At 73.1% G+C, this 16,970-nt stretch carries 16 protein-coding genes and 1 riboswitch; of the genes, 3 read left to right on the forward strand and 13 right to left on the reverse strand.

Annotated features, from left to right (window positions below; all coding sequences use genetic code 11):
• The first annotated feature begins 348 nt into the window (after positions 1-348).
• The gene (locus HS048_RS03245) at positions 349-1,314 is read left to right on the forward strand and encodes an SAM-dependent methyltransferase (RefSeq protein WP_196466114.1); all 966 of its coding nucleotides are present in this window, start codon (positions 349-351) and stop codon (positions 1,312-1,314) included.
• Between the two features lie 144 nt (positions 1,315-1,458).
• Here HS048_RS03245 and HS048_RS03250 read toward each other — a convergent pair whose 3' ends face one another.
• Positions 1,459-2,658, reverse strand: a complete 1,200-nt coding sequence (locus HS048_RS03250; RefSeq protein ID WP_196466115.1) for a cytochrome P450 — start codon at positions 2,656-2,658, stop codon at positions 1,459-1,461.
• 70 nt (positions 2,659-2,728) lie between these two features.
• A complete protein-coding gene (locus tag HS048_RS03255) occupies positions 2,729-3,502 on the reverse strand; it encodes a TerC family protein (protein WP_196466116.1) in 774 nt (257 codons plus the stop codon).
• A gap of 270 nt (positions 3,503-3,772) precedes the next feature.
• Positions 3,773-3,888, forward strand: a riboswitch (SAM riboswitch).
• Positions 3,889-4,035: 147 nt separating this feature from the next.
• Between HS048_RS03255 and HS048_RS36730 the strand changes: the two genes are divergently transcribed.
• Positions 4,036-5,517: an aminotransferase class V-fold PLP-dependent enzyme gene (locus tag HS048_RS36730; protein WP_374058773.1), complete on the forward strand. Its 1,482-nt coding sequence runs from the start codon at positions 4,036-4,038 to the stop codon at positions 5,515-5,517.
• 18 nt (positions 5,518-5,535) lie between these two features.
• On the forward strand, positions 5,536-6,723 hold the full coding sequence (locus tag HS048_RS03270; RefSeq protein WP_196466117.1) for an NADH-quinone oxidoreductase subunit D: 1,188 nt from the start codon (positions 5,536-5,538) through the stop codon (positions 6,721-6,723).
• A 27-nt stretch (positions 6,724-6,750) separates the two neighbouring features.
• Here the strand turns inward: HS048_RS03270 and HS048_RS03275 are convergent, their stop codons facing one another.
• The 11 genes from HS048_RS03275 to dacB form a co-directional block, all read right to left on the reverse strand.
• On the reverse strand, positions 6,751-7,212 hold the full coding sequence (locus tag HS048_RS03275; RefSeq protein ID WP_068902499.1) for a DUF3180 domain-containing protein: 462 nt from the start codon (positions 7,210-7,212) through the stop codon (positions 6,751-6,753).
• The gene (gene folK / locus HS048_RS03280; protein ID WP_068902498.1) at positions 7,209-7,706 is read right to left on the reverse strand and encodes a 2-amino-4-hydroxy-6-hydroxymethyldihydropteridine diphosphokinase; all 498 of its coding nucleotides are present in this window, start codon (positions 7,704-7,706) and stop codon (positions 7,209-7,211) included. Before folK ends, HS048_RS03275 begins: the two co-directional genes overlap by 4 nt.
• On the reverse strand, positions 7,703-8,092 hold the full coding sequence (folB, locus tag HS048_RS03285; RefSeq protein WP_374058750.1) for a dihydroneopterin aldolase: 390 nt from the start codon (positions 8,090-8,092) through the stop codon (positions 7,703-7,705). The genes folK and folB overlap by 4 nt, the downstream gene beginning before the upstream one ends.
• Positions 8,089-8,532, reverse strand: coding sequence for a nuclear transport factor 2 family protein (locus HS048_RS03290; protein WP_068902496.1), 444 nt, complete (start codon positions 8,530-8,532; stop codon positions 8,089-8,091). The genes folB and HS048_RS03290 overlap by 4 nt, the downstream gene beginning before the upstream one ends.
• Positions 8,529-9,329: a dihydropteroate synthase gene (folP, locus tag HS048_RS03295; protein WP_068902494.1), complete on the reverse strand. Its 801-nt coding sequence runs from the start codon at positions 9,327-9,329 to the stop codon at positions 8,529-8,531. Before folP ends, HS048_RS03290 begins: the two co-directional genes overlap by 4 nt.
• Positions 9,330-9,533: 204 nt before the next feature.
• Entirely contained in the window at positions 9,534-10,124 is a 591-nt protein-coding gene (gene folE, locus HS048_RS03300; protein ID WP_191898259.1) for a GTP cyclohydrolase I FolE, read from the reverse strand.
• Positions 10,121-12,115: an ATP-dependent zinc metalloprotease FtsH gene (gene ftsH / locus HS048_RS03305; RefSeq protein ID WP_196466118.1), complete on the reverse strand. Its 1,995-nt coding sequence runs from the start codon at positions 12,113-12,115 to the stop codon at positions 10,121-10,123. The genes folE and ftsH overlap by 4 nt, the downstream gene beginning before the upstream one ends.
• 290 nt (positions 12,116-12,405) lie before the next feature.
• Entirely contained in the window at positions 12,406-12,963 is a 558-nt protein-coding gene (hpt, locus tag HS048_RS03310) for a hypoxanthine phosphoribosyltransferase (RefSeq protein ID WP_068902488.1), read from the reverse strand.
• 11 nt (positions 12,964-12,974) lie between these two features.
• Positions 12,975-14,099 carry a tRNA lysidine(34) synthetase TilS gene (tilS, locus tag HS048_RS03315; protein WP_196467765.1) on the reverse strand — a complete coding sequence of 375 codons (1,125 nt, stop codon included), beginning with the start codon at positions 14,097-14,099 and terminating at the stop codon, positions 12,975-12,977.
• A gap of 229 nt (positions 14,100-14,328) precedes the next feature.
• Positions 14,329-15,420, reverse strand: a complete 1,092-nt coding sequence (locus HS048_RS03320; protein ID WP_196466119.1) for a zinc-dependent metalloprotease — start codon at positions 15,418-15,420, stop codon at positions 14,329-14,331.
• Positions 15,421-15,587: 167 nt separating this feature from the next.
• Positions 15,588-16,961, reverse strand: coding sequence for a D-alanyl-D-alanine carboxypeptidase/D-alanyl-D-alanine-endopeptidase (gene dacB / locus HS048_RS03325; RefSeq protein ID WP_307832352.1), 1,374 nt, complete (start codon positions 16,959-16,961; stop codon positions 15,588-15,590).
• Between the last annotated feature and the right edge of the window lie 9 nt (positions 16,962-16,970).

Raw genomic sequence — 16,970 nt, forward strand, 5'->3', positions numbered from 1 at the left:
CGGAGACCTGACCTCGGGAGACGTGGCGCCGGGAGGCGTGGTCGCCCGGAGCGCCGGGAACCGCCGACCGCGGCGTCAGGAGGCCTCCGGACCGGAGGGACCGCCCGGAGACGGCGGCGGGCGCCGGACCGTTCCCCAGGGCCCGGCGCCCGATGGTGCCGACACGAGTGATCAGCGCTGCCGGAGGGCACCGGGACCGCGCCCGCTGGGGGAGCGGGCCGGGCACCGATCGCCACCGGCGTGAGCAACGTTAACGCAAAGTGATTACAGGGAGCGGTAACCCGTTCACCCGGCGTGTCATCTCCGTCCCATGCGAATCCCTCGGAGAGCCGGGTAGCGTCTCCGATCATGTGGCTCAGCTGGCGTGTCGCGACCGAGTGGGCGCTCTACGGCGAGAACGGCTTCTACCTGCGCGAGCGCCCTTCCCGGCACTTCCGGACCTCGGTCGGCGCCTCCGCCGTGTTCGCCGAGGCCGTGCTGCGCGAGCTCCTGGCGGTGGACGACGCGCTCGGGCGGCCGCCCGAGGTCGATCTGGTGGACCTCGGTGCCGGCGAGGGCACCCTGGCCGCGCGGGTCGCGGCGCTCGCCCCGGCGGACCTGCGGGCCAGGCTCCGGCCGACCGCGGTGGACCTGGCCCCCCGGCCGCCCGGCCTGCCCGTGGAGATCGTCTGGTCGCCCGTCCCGCCGGACCGGATCCGCGGCCTGGCGATCGCCAACGAGTGGCTGGACAACGTGCCGGTGGACGTCGCCGAGCAGACCCCGGACGGGCCGCGGCTGGTGCTGGTCGATCCCTCGACCGGCGAGGAGCGGCTCGGCGACCGGCCCGCGGCGGCCGACCTGGCCTGGCTGGACCGCTGGTGGCCGATGCGGGCGGCGGGCGAGCGGGCGGAGATCGGCGCGCCCCGTGACGACGCCTGGGCGCGGGTCGTCGCACGGCTGGCGCAGGGGCGTGCCATTGCCGTCGACTACGCGCACGCCTCGGGCGGCCGCCCGCCGTACGGCACGCTGGCGGGCTACCGCGACGGCGCGGCCGTCCCGCCCGTGCCCGACGGATCCTGCGACATCACCGCGCACGTCGCCCTGGACGCCTGCGCGGCGGCCGGGGAGCGGGCCGGGGCCGCCACCGCCGCGCTGACCACGCAGCGCGAGGCCCTGCGCGCCCTCGGCCTAACCGGGACCCGGCCCCCGGCCGACCTCGCCCGCACCGATCCGCACGGCTATCTCCGCGCCCTGGTGCGGGCATCGGAGGAGGCGGAGCTGCTCGACCCCGGCGGGCTGGGCGGCTTCGGCTGGCTCGTCCAGGAGCGCCGCTGAGCGCCCGGCCCGTCCGGCCGCCTCACGGCCGGACCGGGGCCCGCAGAGCCGGGACCCGCGGAGCCGGTGTCCGCGGCCGTGCGCGCCTCGGACACGGCCTCGGACGCGTCCCGGATGCGGACGCCGTTCGGCCGGGACCCGGGTTCAGACGCGGACCTGGAGGGACTCCAGGCCGCGGATGACGTAGCCGGGGCCCCAGACGGGCTCGGCGGCGAGCTCCATCGCCGGGGCCCGGCGCAACAGGGCGCCGAACGACTCGGCGAGCTCGATCCGGGCCAGCGGCGCGCCCAGGCAGAAGTGGATGCCGGCGCCGAAGGAGATGTGCGGGTTGTCCGCCCGGCCGACGTCCAGGCGGTCGGGGTCGTCGAACACCTCGGGGTCGCGGTTGGCCGAGCCGAACAGCAGGGCCACCTCGCTGCCGCGCGGGATGTCCACCCCGCCGACGGTGATGTCCTCCAGCACCCAGCGCTCGAACATCTGCAGCGGGGTGTCCCACCGCATCAGCTCCTCGATCGCGGTCGGCAGCAGGCCGTGGTCGGCGCGGAGCCGCTCCAGTTCGGCGGGGTTGCGGAAGAGGGACCACCAGCCGTTGCCGGTGACGTTGACCGTCGCCTCGTGCCCGGCGTTGAGCAGCAGGACGCAGGTGCCGACCAGTTCTTCCTCGGTGAGCGCGTCGCCCCCGTCGGCGACCTGCGCCAGCGCGCTGATCAGGTCGTCGCCGGGATGCTCCCGCCGGTGGCGGGCCAGCCCCACGAGGTAGTCGGAGAACTCCGAGGCGGCGCGCACGGCGGTGCGCTGGGCCTCGATCGAGGGGTTGAGCTCGTACATCCCGCAGATGTCGGCGGACCAGGGCCGGAGCAGGTGCCGGTCGGCCTCGGGCACGCCGAGCATCTCGGCGATCACGGTCACCGGGAGCGGCTCGGCCACCTCGGCGATGAGGTCGCCCCCGCCGCTCTCGGCGAACCGGTCGACGAGCCCGGTGGCGAGCTCGGCGACCTTGGGGCGCAGGGCCTCGACCATGCGCGGGGTGAACGCCTTGGACACCAGCCGCCGCAGCCGCGTGTGCACCGGCGGCTCGACGTCGAGCATCCCGGCCCGGATCACCCGCCAGAACGGGTCCTGGAAGCCGGGGTCGTCGGGCCTGCCGAACTCCGCGTGGGTGGCCACGTGCAGGTAGGACCTGCCGAGCCTGCGGTCGCGGAGCAGCGCGTTGACGTCGGCGTGCCGGGCGACCAGCCACTGGCCGGTCGGTTCGAAGAAGCCGACCGGCCGCTCCCGCCGCAGCTCGGCGTAGACGTCGTACGGGTGGGCGACGAATTCCGGACTCCAAGGATCAAACTTCACATCGGCATCGTAATCCCAGTCAGGCCCCGGTGGGCCTGTCCGTCCCGTCCTCTTCGCAGCGGTATCCCGGTCAGGCGCCGGTGGGCCTGTCCGTCCCGCCCTCCTCGTAGCGGTGGTGCAGCTCGACCGGCTCCTCGGCCCCGGCCTTGCTCCGCACGCGGATGTTGAGCAGTTCCACCAGCAGCGAGAAGGCCATCGCGAAGTAGACGTAGCCCTTGGGGATGTGCTGCTCGAAGCCCTCGGCCAGGAGCACGACGCCGATCAGGATCAGGAAGGACAAGGCGAGCATCTTGATGCTCGGGTGCCTGTCCACGAAGCGGCTGATCGGCCCGGAGGCGAACAGCATCACCAGGACCGAGACGACGACGGCCGCGACCATCACGCCGATCTCGTCCACCATGCCGACCGCGGTGATCACCGAGTCGAGCGAGAAGACGATGTCCAGGATCATGATCTGGAGGATCACCGCGCCGAAGGAGGCGGCCACCCTGCCCCCGGCGTGGCCGGACTTGCCCTCCAGGTTGTCGTGGACCTCGAAGACGCTCTTGCCGATCAGGAACAGTCCGCCCAGGATCAGGATCAGGTCCCGGCCCGAGATCTCCTGCCCGAGGACCTCGAAGAGCGGCTGGGTGAGCCGGATGACCCACGACAGCGCCAGCAGCAGCGCCAGGCGGCTGAGCAGCGCGGCGAGCAGGCCCAGCTTGCGGGCCCGGTCCCGCTGCTCGGGCGGGAGCTTGCCCGCCAGGATCGAGATGAAGATGATGTTGTCGATGCCGAGGACGATCTCCAGGCCGACGAGGGTGAGGAACCCTATCCAGATCTGCGGGTCGGTCACCCAGTCCATCGCCGTCTCCTTCGCGGGGTCGTGCCGTTCCGTGGGGTCACGCCGCGTAGACGATCGGCGGACGCCGGTAGTTCCTGCCCACGATCGCCGGGATGATCCCGGCGCCGGACGAGTCGCCGAGCCGGGCAGGTCACGGAGCCCGGCAGGTCACGGAGCCCGGCAGGTCGCAGAACCCGGCAGGTCGCAGAACCCGGCGGGCCGCGGAGCGACCGGCCGGTGGGACGGCCGACTTGCGGAACCGCGCCCGGTGATGGTTATAGTTCGCCTGTAGGTCATGAGTGCCAGTGACAAGCCCCGGCTCGCTGGCCGGCAACCCTCGCGTCCGCGGCGGGGTGCCCCGGGTGAGGACCTGGTCCGGCACGAGGTGTGCCGGGCAAGCGCGGGCTCCACGCACCAACGCCACCCGAGGGCTTGGGGTCCGATGACCTCGAAGGAGTCCTGGCGTGTCCGTCCTCGGAATCTTCACCCCCGCCCCCGCCGGCACCGGTACCGGTACCGGTACCGGCACCGGAGCCTCCGCCGGAGCCCGCCCCGTGCCCGCCGACCGGACCGCCGCCGCCCCGGCCGCGGCTCCGGCGGCCCCGCTCCCCGGGCAGGCGGTCCCGGCGGCTCCGGGGGGGCGGCCGATCCCCGCGGTGCTCGGCGCCGACCTGGAGGTCCCCGTCCGGGGCGGCAGACTGGTCCCCTACGCCAACCTCGACTACGCCGCCAGCGCGCCGTGTCTGGAGCCGGTGAGCGCCGCGGTCGCCGCCGCGCTCCCGGCCTACTCCAGCGTCCACCGGGGCGCCGGCTACGCCTCCCAGCTCACCACGGCCCGCTACGAGCAGGCCCGGCACACGGTCCGCGCCTTCGTCGGCGCCCGCCCCGGTGACGCGGTGGTCTTCACCCGCAACACCACGGACGCCACCAACCTGCTGGCCCGCGCCCTGCCCGAGGGGACCACCGTCGTGGTCTTCGACACCGAGCACCACGCCTCGCTGCTGCCCTGGGCCGGCGCCGTACGGCTCGCGCCCCCCGCCTTCCCCGGCGAGGCCGTCCGCGCGGCCGACGAGGCGCTGGCGGCCCTGGCGGACCGCGACGGCCCGAAGCTGCTCGTGGTGACCGCCGCCTCCAACGTCACCGGCGAGCTCTGGCCGATCGCCGCCCTGGCGCACATCGCCCACCGTCACGGCGCCCGCATCCTCGTCGACGCCGCCCAACTCGTCCCGCACCGCCCGCTCAACCTGACCGCGCTCGACCTGGACTACGTGGTCTTCTCCGGCCACAAGCTCTACGCGCCCTTCGGCACGGGCGTGCTCGTCGGCCGCCCCGACTGGCTCGCGGAGGCTCCGCCGTACCTGCGGGGCGGCGGGGCGGTGCGGGCCGTGCACGGCGGCGCGGGCACCGCGGGCCCGACGACCGCGGGTCCGACGACCGCGGGTCCGACGACCGCGGACACGACGGGCGCAGCGACCACGGGCACGGGCACGGCGGGAACGGGCACGGCGGGAACGGGCACGGCGGGAACGGGCACGGGCACGGCGGAGGTCGAGTGGCACGACGACCCCGAGGCCCGGCACGAGGCGGGCACCCCCAACGTGCTGGGCGCCGTCGCCCTGGCCGCCGCCTGCGACGCCCTCACCGCCACCGGCTGGACCGCGCTGATGCGTGAGGAGGAGCGGCTGCTCGCCCGCCTGCGCGCGGGGCTCGCCGGGATCGAGGGCGTGCACGAGCTCTCCCTGTGGGGCCCGGACCACCCCCGGGTCGGCATCGTCTCCTTCGTGGTGGACGGCCGCACCGCCCGCGAGGTCGCCGAGGCGCTCTCCAACGAGTACGGCATCGGCGTGCGGGACGGGAAGTTCTGCGCCCACCCGTTCGTCCGCCACCTGCTGGGCGGCATCGAGAACAGCGGCGGCTGCGCCGACGACGGGGCCACCGCCGCCTCGGCGGTGCGCGCCTCGATCGGCATCGGCACCACCGCCGAGCACGTCGACCGCCTCGTCGGCGCCCTCCGGGAGCTTGTCTCCCGCGGCTGACGTGGCAGCATGGCCCCTATGACGGAACGGGTCGTGGGAATCGGGGCCGGAGCCGCCGGGGTCGGTGGCGGTGCCGGTGTCGGCGCCGGTGGCGGCAAGGAGCTCGCGACCGAGGACATGGTCCTCAACATCGGCCCGCAGCACCCGTCCACGCACGGGGTGCTGCGCCTGCGGCTCACGCTGGACGGCGAGCGGATCAGCGCGGCCGAGCCGATCGTGGGCTACATGCACCGCGGCGCGGAGAAACTGTTCGAGGTCAGGGACTACCGGCAGATCATCATGCTGGCCAACCGGCACGACTGGCTCTCCGCCTTCGCCAACGAGCTGGGCGTGGTCCTGGCCGTGGAGCGCATGCTGGGCATGGAGGTCCCGGTCAGGGCCGTCTGGGCCAGGACCCTGATGGCCGAGCTCAACCGGGTCCTCAGCCACCTGATGTTCCTCGGCTCCTACCCGCTGGAGCTCGGCGCGATCACCCCGGTCTTCTACGCGTTCCGGGAGCGCGAGACGCTCCAGGCCGTGATGGAGGAGATCTCCGGCGGGCGCATGCACTACATGTTCAACCGGGTGGGCGGGCTGAAGGAGGAGATCCCCGAGGGCTGGCTCGGCCGCGCCTCCGGGGCGGTCGAGGACGTGCGGCGGCGGCTGCCCGACATCGAGGACCTGGTCGTGGGGAACGAGATCTTCACGGCCCGCACGCGCGGCGTCGGCGTGCTCTCCCGGGAGCAGATCATGCAGTACGGCGTGAGCGGTCCGATCGCCCGCGCCTCCGGGGTGGACGTCGACCTGCGGCGCGACGACCCCTACCTGGCCTACGGCGAGCTGCCGGTGAAGGTCGTCACCCGCTCGGCCGGCGACTGCCACGCCCGGTTCGAGGTGCTGCTGGAGCAGGTCAAGGTCTCCCTGGACCTGGCCGACGCCTGCCTGGAGCGGCTCCGCGAGCTGCCCCCCGGACCGGTCAACCAGCGCCTGCCCAAGGTGCTCAAGGTGCCCGAGGGCCACACCTACGCCTGGACGGAGAACCCTCTCGGCATCAACGGCTACTACCTGGTCTCACGCGGCGAGAAGACCCCGTGGCGGCTGAAGCTCCGCTCGGCCTCCTTCAACAACGTCCAGGTGCTGCGCGAGATGCTCCCCGGTCACCTGGTGGCCGACATGGTGGCGATCCTCGGCTCGATGTTCTTCGTGGTCGGGGACGTCGACAAATAGCGGCCGGGCGTCCGGCGCACCCCCGGATCATCCCCGGCGGTCGGGGGCGGCGTCGGGGTCCTCCGGCACCCGGCAGCAGTGCTCCAGGTAGAGCGCGGCGCAGACCAGCGCCACGCAGCCGAGGAACGAGCCGCCCGCGATGAAGAAGTCTCGGCGCGGCGTGTCCTGGTCGAGCAGTCCGGCCGCGTAGAACGCGAACCCGGCGAAGACGCCCGCGAAGACGGCGCCGCCGTACGCCGAGGCCTTCGCGAGGGCGACGAGGCGGGCCACGGCCAGCGGCTCGACCGGCTTGGTGCCCGGCTTGCGGCGGATCCTGGCCCTGGTCATCCAGCCGGTGTGGGCCTCGCCGAGCGCGAGCAGCAGGACCGTCGGGATCGCCGTCCAGGGCACGGCCGGGATGAACTGGTAGACCCGCTGGAGCAGCGCCCAGGTCAGGATCGCGAAGACGACGGTGAGCCCGGCGAGCACGCCGGGACGGCTCGGCGTCACGCGGGCCCCCGCAGGGTCAGGTCGGCGCGGAGCCGTACCCCGGTCTTGTCGAGCCCGGCCAGCAGCTCGGCGACCGGCGTGCCGCCGATCGTCGCGTCGGGGTCGGCCTGCAACCACGGGACCAGCACGAACGCGCGCTCGTGCGCACGGGGATGGGGCAGGGTGAGCTCCGGGTCGCCGGAGACGACCTCGCCCACGCTGATCAGGTCGACGTCCAGGGTGCGCGCCCCCCAGCGCTCGGTCCGCACCCGGCCGAAGGCGTTCTCCGTCTCCTGCGCGCGGGCGAGGAGCTCCCGGGGCGTGAGCGAGGTCTCGGCGACCGCGACGGCGTTGAGGTACGGGCCCTGCTCGGGGCCGCCGACCGGGTCGGTCTCGTAGACCGGGGAGACGGCGACGAGGTCGAGGCCCGGCGTGGCGGCGAGCGCGTCGAGCCCGCCCTGCAGCGTGGCGAGCCGGTCGCCGAGGTTGCCGCCGAGCGCCAGCACGGCCCTCATGCCCGGCTCCGGGTGATCGTCACGACCACGTCGTCGAACGGGAGCGGGATCGGGGCGGCGGGCTTGTGCACGCTCACCTCCGCCGCGGTGACCCGTTCGCGGGCCAGGCACACGTCGGCCAGCCGCTGGGCGAGGGTCTCGATCAGGTCGACGGGCTCGCCCTCCACGACCTTCACCAGGTCCTCGGCGAGCTCGCCGTAGTGCACGGTCTTGGTGAGGTCGTCCGCCGCCGCGGCGGGCGAGGTGTCCAGGAAGAGGGTGACGTCGAGGACGAACTCCTGGCCGAGCTCCCGCTCCGCCGGCAGCACCCCGTGCCGCCCCCGGGCCCGCAGGCCCCGCAGGCTGATCCGGTCCCCGGCCACGGCCCCGTCTGCGGCTCCGGTCACGACACGCCCTCTTCCCCGTCCTCGTCGTCCTCGGTCTGCAGCACCGGTGAACCGTGGTGCAGCCAGAGCCGCCACCCCTCCGGCGTCTTGACGAAGGTGTTGCTCGCCACCACCTTGCCCGCGGCGAAACTGGAATCACCTTCGTCGCCCGCGGTGAGGATGTTCTCCTCGCAGGTGAGCACGGCGACGTCGCCGTGGACCATGACGTTCACGTCCGTCAGCACGAACTGGATGTAGGGGGTGTTGGCCATGATGAGCGCCCAGGAGCGCAGCACCTCGGCCCGGCCGGTCACGATCGGCCATCCCGGGTGCACGCAGCCCACCTGCTCGGCGCCGGTCTCCTCGGCCCAGATCTCGGTCATCCGGTCGAGGTCGGCGTTCTCGATCGCGGTGTAGAACGCCTGGTTGACCGCCTCGATGGCGGCGGTGTCGACGCTCATGCTCTCGCTCCCTCGACTGCTGCGACCACGCGGACGGCGTCCGCGTTCGGGCGTACGTCGTGCACCCGCACACACCATGCTCCCGCCCGCGCGGCGAGGGCGGTGACGGCGAGCGTGGCGGCGTCGCTGTCCCCGAAGGGGCGCGGGGCGCCGTCCGGCCCGGCCAGCAGGCGGCCCAGGAAGCGCTTGCGGGAGGCCCCGATCAGCAGCGGGCGGCCCAGGCCGGCGAGCCGCTCCGTCGCGGCGACCAGCGCCCAGTTGTGCTCCGGGTTCTTGGAGAAGCCGAGCCCCGGGTCCAGGACGATCTGCTCCTCCGCGACCCCCTCGGCCAGCACGGAGGCCACCCGCTTGGCGAGCTCGTCGCAGACCTCGGTCACCACGTCGCCGTAGACGGCCCGGCTCTGCATCGTGTGGCTGTGGCCCCGCCAGTGCATGACCACGTAGGCCACGCCGGAGGCCGCCACGACCCTCGGCATCTCGGGGTCGGCCAGGCCTCCGCTGACGTCGTTGACCAGCCTCGCGCCCGCGTCCACGGCGGCCCTGGCGACCTCCGCCCGCATGGTGTCGACGCTGACCGTGACGCCCTGGCGGCTCAGCTCCCGGATGACCGGCTCGACCCGCGCCAGCTCCTCCTCCAGCGACACCCGCGCCGCCCCGGGACGGGTGGACTCACCGCCCACGTCCACGATGTCGGCGCCCTGCTCGACGAGCTCCAGGCCGTGCCGGACGGCGGCCGACCGGTCGAACCAGCGGCCGCCGTCGGAGAAGGAGTCGGGGGTCACGTTGACCACGCCCATCACCAGGCAGCGCCCCTCGTCCGGCAGTCCCGGGAGGGCACGGCGCCGCGCGTCGCCGCCGGGGGGCCGGTGACCGCCGCCTTCCCGCGGGTCCGGTGGTGCTGTCCCGTGCGGTGTGGTCATGCGGCCAAGCCTAGGTGCTCGCGCACGCCCGGCCGGGGCGTGGGTCCACCTCTCCGATAACGAATCAGCAGACCCACCCGATCAGCGGAGGATCAGGGCCATCGCCTCGGCCCGGGTCTTCTCGCTGTCGCGGAAGCTCCCCCGGACCGCCGAGGTGGTGGTCTTGGCGCCGGGCTTGCGCACGCCCCGCATGGTCATGCAGAGATGCTCGCACTCGATCACCACGATGACCCCGCGGGGCTCCAGCACGCGCATGAGCGCGTCGGCGATCTGCGAGGTCATCCGCTCCTGCACCTGGGGGCGCCGGGCGTAGACGTCGACGAGGCGGGCGAGCTTGGACAGGCCGGTCACCTGGCCCTTGTCGTTCGGGATGTAGCCCACGTGGGCGACGCCGTGGAACGGGACCAGGTGGTGCTCGCAGGTCGAGTAGACCTCGATGTCGCGCACCAGGATCATCTCGTCGTGGTCGACGTCGAAGACCTTGGTCAGCACGTCCTCCGGGGTCTGGCCCAGCCCGGCGAACTGCTCCGCGTAGGCGCGGGCCACCCGGGCCGGGGTCTCCAGCAGGCCGTCGCGGTCGGGATCCTCGCCGATCGCGATCAGGATCTCGCGGACGGCCCGCTCGATCCGGGCGTGGTCGACCTGGAGGGGCAGGGGGGGTTCCACGCTCAGTTCCCGTCCCTGGCCGCGGTGTCGGGGTGGCCGGCGCCCGCGGGGAGCGCGCCGTTGCCGGACTGCTCCTTCGGGGTCAGGATCGGCGGGCGGTTGGAGGGCAGCCGCTTGCCGTACCCGGAGTAGGACGGGCGGTGCTCCTTGACCACGACCGGGGCGAAGATCTGGAGGACCTGCTCGCGGGAGAGGGTCTCCTTCTCCATCAGCTCCAGCACCAGGTTGTCGAGCACGTCGCGGTATTCGACGAGGATCTCCCAGGCCTGGTCGTGCGCGGACTCGATCAGCCTGCGCACCTCCTCGTCGATCGTGGAGGCGATCTTCTCGGAGTAGTCGCGCTCGTGGCCCATCTCGCGGCCGAGGAAGACCTCGCCGTTGCCGGTGCCGAACTTGCGGGCGCCGAGCTGCTCGCTCATGCCGTACTCGGTGACCATGCGGCGGGCGATGGAGGTGGCCTTCTCGATGTCGTTGGAGGCGCCCGTGGTGGGCTCGTGGAACACGAGCTCCTCCGCGGTGCGGCCACCCAGCAGCATCGCGAGCTGGTCCATCATCTCCGAGCGGGTCGCGAGGAACTTGTCCTCCATCGGCAGCGTCATCGTGTAACCGAGGGCGCGGCCGCGGGACAGGATCGTGATCTTGTGGACCGGGTCGGAGTTGGGCAGCGCGTGCGCGACCAGGGCGTGACCGCCCTCGTGGTACGCGATGATCTTCTTCTCCTGGTCCGACATGACGCGGGTCTTGCGCTCCGGGCCCGCCATCACGCGGTCGATGGACTCCTCCAGGAGCTCCATCGTGATCAGCTTCTGGTCGGCGCGCGCGGTGAGCAGCGCGGCCTCGTTGATCACGTTCGCCAGGTCGGCGCCGGTGAACCCGGGCGTCCGGCGGGCGATGATGTCGAGGTCGACGCCCTCGGCGAACGGCTTGCCGCGGCCGTGGACCTTGAGGATGCCCTTGCGGCCCTCCAGGTCGGGGCGGTCCACGGTGACCTGGCGGTCGAAGCGGCCCGGGCGCAGCAGCGCCGGGTCGAGGATGTCGGGCCGGTTGGTCGCGGCGATGAGGATCACGCCGCCCTTGACGTCGAAGCCGTCCATCTCGACGAGGAGCTGGTTCAGCGTCTGCTCGCGCTCGTCGTGACCGCCGCCGAGACCGGCGCCGCGGTGGCGGCCCACCGCGTCGATCTCGTCGATGAAGATGATCGCCGGGGCGTTCGCCTTGGCCTGCTCGAACAGGTCGCGGACGCGGGAGGCGCCGACGCCGACGAACATCTCGACGAAGTCCGAGCCGGAGATCGAGTAGAACGGCACGCCGGCCTCACCGGCGACGGCCCTGGCGAGCAGGGTCTTGCCGGTGCCGGGCGGGCCGTACAGCAGGACGCCCTTGGGGATCTTCGCCCCGATCGCCTGGAACTTGGCCGGGGCCTGGAGGAACTCCTTGATCTCCTGGAGCTCCTCGATGGCCTCGTCGGCGCCCGCGACGTCGGCGAAGGTGGTCTTAGGGGTGTCCTTGGTGATGAGTTTGGCCTTCGACTTGCCGAAGTTCATCACCCGCGAGCCGCCGCCCTGCATCTGGTTCATGATGAACAGGAAGAGCAGCACGATGAAGACGATCGGCAGGAAGCTGACCAGCAGGCCGAGCAGGAAGTTCTCCTGCGGCACGTCAGCGGTGTAACCCTGCTTGACGCTGCCGGCCTTCTTCTTCTCCGCCAGGAGGTTCATGATCTGAGTCCCCTGGCCGTCGACCCAGGGCGACTGGATGCGGTTCGTGTCCTTGCCCGCGACCCTCACCGGATTGACGAGCGTCAGCTCCGCTCGCTGCTCCTTGTCGACGACCCGGGCGCTCTTGACGTTCCCCGCCTGGATCTGCTCCATCAGCAGGGAGGTGTCGGCCTTCGTGTAGTTGCCGTCACCGCTCCACATCGTGCTGACGAGCACGAGCAGCACGACGATGCCCAGGATCCACAGCAGTGGCCCACGTGTAAATCGCTTGAGATCCATCCGATGCGGAACCCCGGCGGGCCCGTCCCTTCCTGACCAAGGCCTGGCAACCCCGGGCGGAACCCGGGGTTCGCGGTATCCCTAACCGCTCCCCCTGACTACCCAGAGACGGCGTGAAACCACCTCTCGGTCGTCCGAAGGTACACCGGCGCGGCGCGCGGGGTAACCGCCCGCACGACACCGGCTCTGCCTTACCAACGTACGTCAGGCGGGTCCGTGTTCCCCGAAGCTCCGAACAATGTGGCTTTCCAGCCGATTTCGTGCTAGCGCGCTTCGCCCACGGCGTATTTTCAGCTTGCTCCGTAGACGTGCGGCGCAAGAGTCCCAATAAAGGGTAGATTGCGATATTTCTCCGCATAGTCCAGGCCATAGCCGATCACGAACTCGTTCGGGATATCAAAGCCGACATAACGGACATCAATCGGCACCTTGATCGCATCGGGCTTGCGCAGCACCGTGCAGATCTCGACGGAGGCCGGGTTGCGCGACTTGAGGTTCTGCATCAGCCACGACAGGGTGAGGCCGGAGTCGATGATGTCCTCGACGACCAGCACGTGGCGGCCCGCGATGTCGGTGTCCAGGTCCTTCAGGACGCGGACCACGCCCGAGGACTTGGTGCCCGCACCGTAGGACGACACGGCCATCCAGTCCATCTGCACCGGCACGTGCAGCGCCCTGGCCAGGTCGGCCATCGCCATGACCGCGCCCTTGAGCACGCCCACGATCAGCAGGTCCCTGCCCTCGTAGTCCTCGTCGATCCGGGCCGCGAGCTCCTTGATCTTGGCTTGGAGCTCGTCCTCGGGGATGAGGACCTTCGAGAGGTCCTTGCCCATGTCGGCTGCGTCCACCTGGGTCTTCCTTACGGGAGTGGCCTGCTGTCCGGGTCGCCGTCGTCCCCTCGTGGGGGATCTGCGACGAATATCAGGGTGCCACACCGCCGGACCGCGCCGATCCCCCCGGGTACCCCCACCGACCGCTGCCCCCGCCAGGCCGTGACCAGACGCTCCACCTGGAGGATGTGCCAGGCCGAGAGCGCGCCGGGCGGCGCCCCCGCGGTGATCGCGGCCCGCCGCAGCACCCGCCGCCGGACCGCCGCCGGCAGCCCCTCCAGCACCGGTACGGCCAGCGCCACCCCCTTCGGGATATCGCTGAGAGCGCAATCACCGGCGGCCGGGCCGCGGTCGCCGGCGGCCGGGTCACGCTCACCGGCAGCCGGGTCGCGCTCACCGGCGGCCGGATCACGCTCGCCGGCGACCGCCCGCCCGTAGGCCTCCTCCGCCCACGCGTCCAGGGCGTCCGCGTCGTCCCGGCACAGGCCCGCGGTGCGGGCGAGCGCCTCCGCGACGCCGGGACCGAGCTCGTCCTCCAGCGCCGGGAGGAGCCGCGTCCGGACCCGGACCCGGGCGTAGCGGCCGTCGAGGTTGTGCGGGTCCTCCCAGGGGACGAGCCCGAGCGCCGCGCAGGCCGCGACGGTCGTGCCGCGCCCGAGCTCCAGCAGCGGCCGCCGGTAGATCCCCGTCCGCGCCGGCATCCCCGCCAGCGAACGCGTCCCGCTCCCCCGCGCGAGCCGGAGCAGCACGGTCTCGGCCTGGTCGTCCCTGGTGTGCCCGAGCAGCACGGCCGCCGCCCCGAGCCGCCCGGCCGCCTCCGACAGCGCCGCGTACCGCGCCTCGCGCGCGGCGTTCTCCGGCCCGCCGGACGTCCCCACCGTGACCGTCAGGACCTCGACCGGATCGAGGCCGAGCGGGAGCCCCGCCACCTCGGCCGCCTGCCGCGCCGAACCGCTCTGCAGCCCGTGGTCGACGGTCAGCAGCCCGGCCCGCAGCCCCGCCCGGGGCGCGGCGAACGCGAGCCCGGCGGCCAGCGCCAGCGAGTCGGCACCGCCGCTGCACGCCGCCAGTACGAGGTCGCCGGGCTCCAGATCGGCCAGCGAGAGCCGTACGGCGCGGCGGACATCGGCGACGGCGGGATGCGGACCCATCAGTTACATGGCGACGCTGCGCGTCGCGGCTCGGGGGCCGGTAACCGCCGTCTTCCCTCGTCGCTCATCCGCTGTGCTGATTGCGACGCTGCGCGTCGCGGCTCGGGGGCCGGTAACCGCCGTCTTCCCTCGTCACTCATCCGCTGCGCTCCTTCGCTCCTCAGTCCAGACGCCGGAGCCCCCTCGCGGGCTCCTTCGCTCCTCGGTCCAGACGCCGGAGCCCCCTCGCGAATCAGTCGGTGATCTCGGCGGCGGGGAGGGCGGGGGCGTCGAGGACGCGGGCGATCCAGCGCTCGGGATGGGAGATCTCGTCCTGGCTCGGGAGGGTGGTCGGGGAGGTCCAGACCTTGTTGAAGCCGTCCATCCCGGCGCGGTCGACGACGGCGCGGACGAAGGCGGAGCCCTCGGCGTACTGCTTCATCTTGAGGTCGATGCCGAGCAGCTTGCGGACCGTGCGGTCGAGGCGGGAGCCGCCCTCGCGGCGGTGGTGGAACTTGGCCCGGATGTCGGCGACCGAGGGGACCACGCCGGGTCCGACGGCGTCCATCACGTAGTCGCCGTGCCCCTCGACCAGGGTCATCACCGCGGTGAGGCGGTCGAGGATCTCCTTCTGCTCGGGCGTCTGGATCGCGTCGATGAGGTTGCCCTCACCGCCCCGGACCGCGTCGGCGACCGCGTCCGCGGCCGAGCGGAGCCGGTCGAGGAGCGTGGGGAGGTCCAGGTCGGAGGCGAGCAGGAACTCGGTCATCTGGTCCCGGACGTACGCCCGCAGCCAGGGGACGCCGGTGAACTGGACCCGGTGGGTCTCCTCGTGCAGGCAGACCCAGAGGCGGAAGTCGCCGGGGTCGACGCCCAGCTCGCGCTCGGCGTGGACGATGTTGGGCGCGACCAGGGTGAGGCGGCCGACCGGCGCCCGGCCGGAGGGGTCGGGCGGGAGGAAGAGCTCGTACTGCCCCAGGACCCGCGAGGCGAGGAAGGCCAGCACCGCGCCGACCTCGACGCCGGTGATGCGGGAGCCCACCGCGGTCACGACCGCCGGGGTCTGCCCCTTGCGGGCGGCCATCCGCTCGGTCAGCGGCTCCAGCACCACCCGGAAGCCCTCGACGTTGGCCTTGATCCAGCCCGGCCGGTCGACGATCGTGGCGGGCTGCGGCGCGGTCTCGGTGTCGATCCTGGTGAACTCCCGGACGTGGCCCTCGGCCACCCGGGACAGCCGCCGCAGCTCGGCGACCGCCTCCCGCGCCTCCTCCCGGCTCACCTGCGGCCCGGGGCGCACCAGGCGCGTTCCGGTCGCTACGGCCAAGTCCCAGTCGATCACCTGCATACCGTCCACCGTACGTGCTGCTCTCCCGGACCGCGCGGATTACCCGCCACGTACGGTTCCGGCCCGCCTGCCCGCGGCGTGCGGTTCACTCCGCCTGCCCGCGGCGTGCGGTTCACTCCGCCCGCCCGCGGCGTACGGTTCCGGTCCGCCTGCCCGGGGCGTGCGGTTCAGTCCGCCGCGGAGGCCGCCACGGTGGCGGCCAGCCGGTCGAGGGCCGCCTCGGCCTTGCCCCAGCCGGGCGGGACCTCGTCGGCCAGGAAGGCGAACGCCACCAGCCGGCCGCCCTTCGTGGTGGTCAGCCCGGCCAGCGTGCTGACCCCGTCGAGGGTGCCCGTCTTCGCGCGGACCAGGCCGTAGGCGGAGTCGCTCTCGCCGAACCGGTGGCCCAGCGTCCCGGTGAACCCGGCGACGGGCATGCCGCTGACGATCGGGTGCAGCCGCGGGTTCGCGGGGGAGACCGCCAGCGCGAGCAGGCGGGCCAGCGCCGCCGGCGCGATGCGGTTCTTCGGCGACAGGCCGCTGCCGTCGTACACCCGGATCCCCTCGGCCGCGCCCAGCCTGGCCAGCACCTTGTGCACGGCGGCCGCGCCGCCGTCGAACGAGGCGGGCTCACCCTCCTTGATCGCCACCTGCCGGGCCAGCGCCTCCGACAGGTCGTTGTCGCTGAGCGTCAGCGCCCGCTCGACCAGGGCGTGGACGGGCGCGGAGTCGACCCGGGCGATCTCCTCGGCGCCCGCGCCGGCCCTGGCCCGCCTGGCCGTCCGGTCGGCGGCCTTGACCCCGTGCTTCTCCAGCAGCGAGACGAACGCCGCGTGCGCGGTCCTGGAGGGGTCGGAGACCCGCTGCCTGCTGCCGCGGGCGACCCTGCCCTCGTCGACCATGAGCGCCGTCACCGGGGCGGCCTGCCCCTCGGGCAGGTAGCCGGGCTTCCAGCTGGCGGCGGTGCGGCGGCCGGTGTAGAGGCCGTCGTCGTAGGCCACGGTCACCTTGGTGACGCCCCCGGCCTTGAGTGCCTCGGCCGTACGCGAGGCGAGGGAGGCCAGCGACGCGGGCCGGGGGTAGACCGAGGGGTCGATCTTCCCTGCCGTCAGGGTCGGGTCGCCCCCGCCGACCAGGATGATCGAGGTCGGCGAGGAGCCGCGGACCACGCGGGTGCTCAGCCTGGCGTCCGGTCCCAGCGAGGCGAGTGCGGCGATCCCCGTGACGATCTTCGTGGTGGAGGCGGGGGTGATGCCCCGGTCCCCGGCGCTGGCGAACAGCGTCTCGCCGCTCCGCACGTCGACCACCGCGGCTCCCGCGTTCTCGCCCAGTGCGGGGTCCCCCAACGCCCTGGTGAGCCGTTCTGCCAAAGTAGTCTTGGCCGGGAGAGGTCCGTTCCCGCCCGCGGCCAGGACCGGACCCGCGGTGACGACGGGGACGGCCACCGGCTCGGGCGAGGCGACCGGCCGTGCCTCCTTCTCCACCAGCGCGTCGCTGGCGAGCAGGTGGGCGCCGGCCGCGACGGCGAACAGCTGCAGCATGACGAGAGTGACCAACGCCACCCACCGATC

The sequence above is a fragment of the Planomonospora sp. ID91781 genome, assembly GCF_015711595.1.
Lineage (GTDB): Bacteria > Actinomycetota > Actinomycetes > Streptosporangiales > Streptosporangiaceae > Planomonospora > Planomonospora parontospora.

Bases quoted from the DNA above. Each gene is read 5' to 3' on its own strand.
- HS048_RS03245 (WP_196466114.1), top strand. From the start codon at position 349: ATGTGGCTCAGCTGGCGTGTCGCGACCGAGTGGGCGCTCTACGGCGAG.
- HS048_RS03255 (WP_196466116.1), bottom strand. From the start codon at position 3,502: ATGGACTGGGTGACCGACCCGCAGATCTGGATAGGGTTCCTCACCCTC.
- HS048_RS03270 (WP_196466117.1), top strand. From the start codon at position 5,536: ATGACGGAACGGGTCGTGGGAATCGGGGCCGGAGCCGCCGGGGTCGGT.
- folK (WP_068902498.1), bottom strand. From the start codon at position 7,706: ATGAGGGCCGTGCTGGCGCTCGGCGGCAACCTCGGCGACCGGCTCGCC.
- HS048_RS03290 (WP_068902496.1), bottom strand. From the start codon at position 8,532: ATGAGCGTCGACACCGCCGCCATCGAGGCGGTCAACCAGGCGTTCTAC.
- folP (WP_068902494.1), bottom strand. From the start codon at position 9,329: ATGGGCGTGGTCAACGTGACCCCCGACTCCTTCTCCGACGGCGGCCGC.
- ftsH (WP_196466118.1), bottom strand. From the start codon at position 12,115: ATGGATCTCAAGCGATTTACACGTGGGCCACTGCTGTGGATCCTGGGC.
- HS048_RS03320 (WP_196466119.1), bottom strand. From the start codon at position 15,420: ATGCAGGTGATCGACTGGGACTTGGCCGTAGCGACCGGAACGCGCCTG.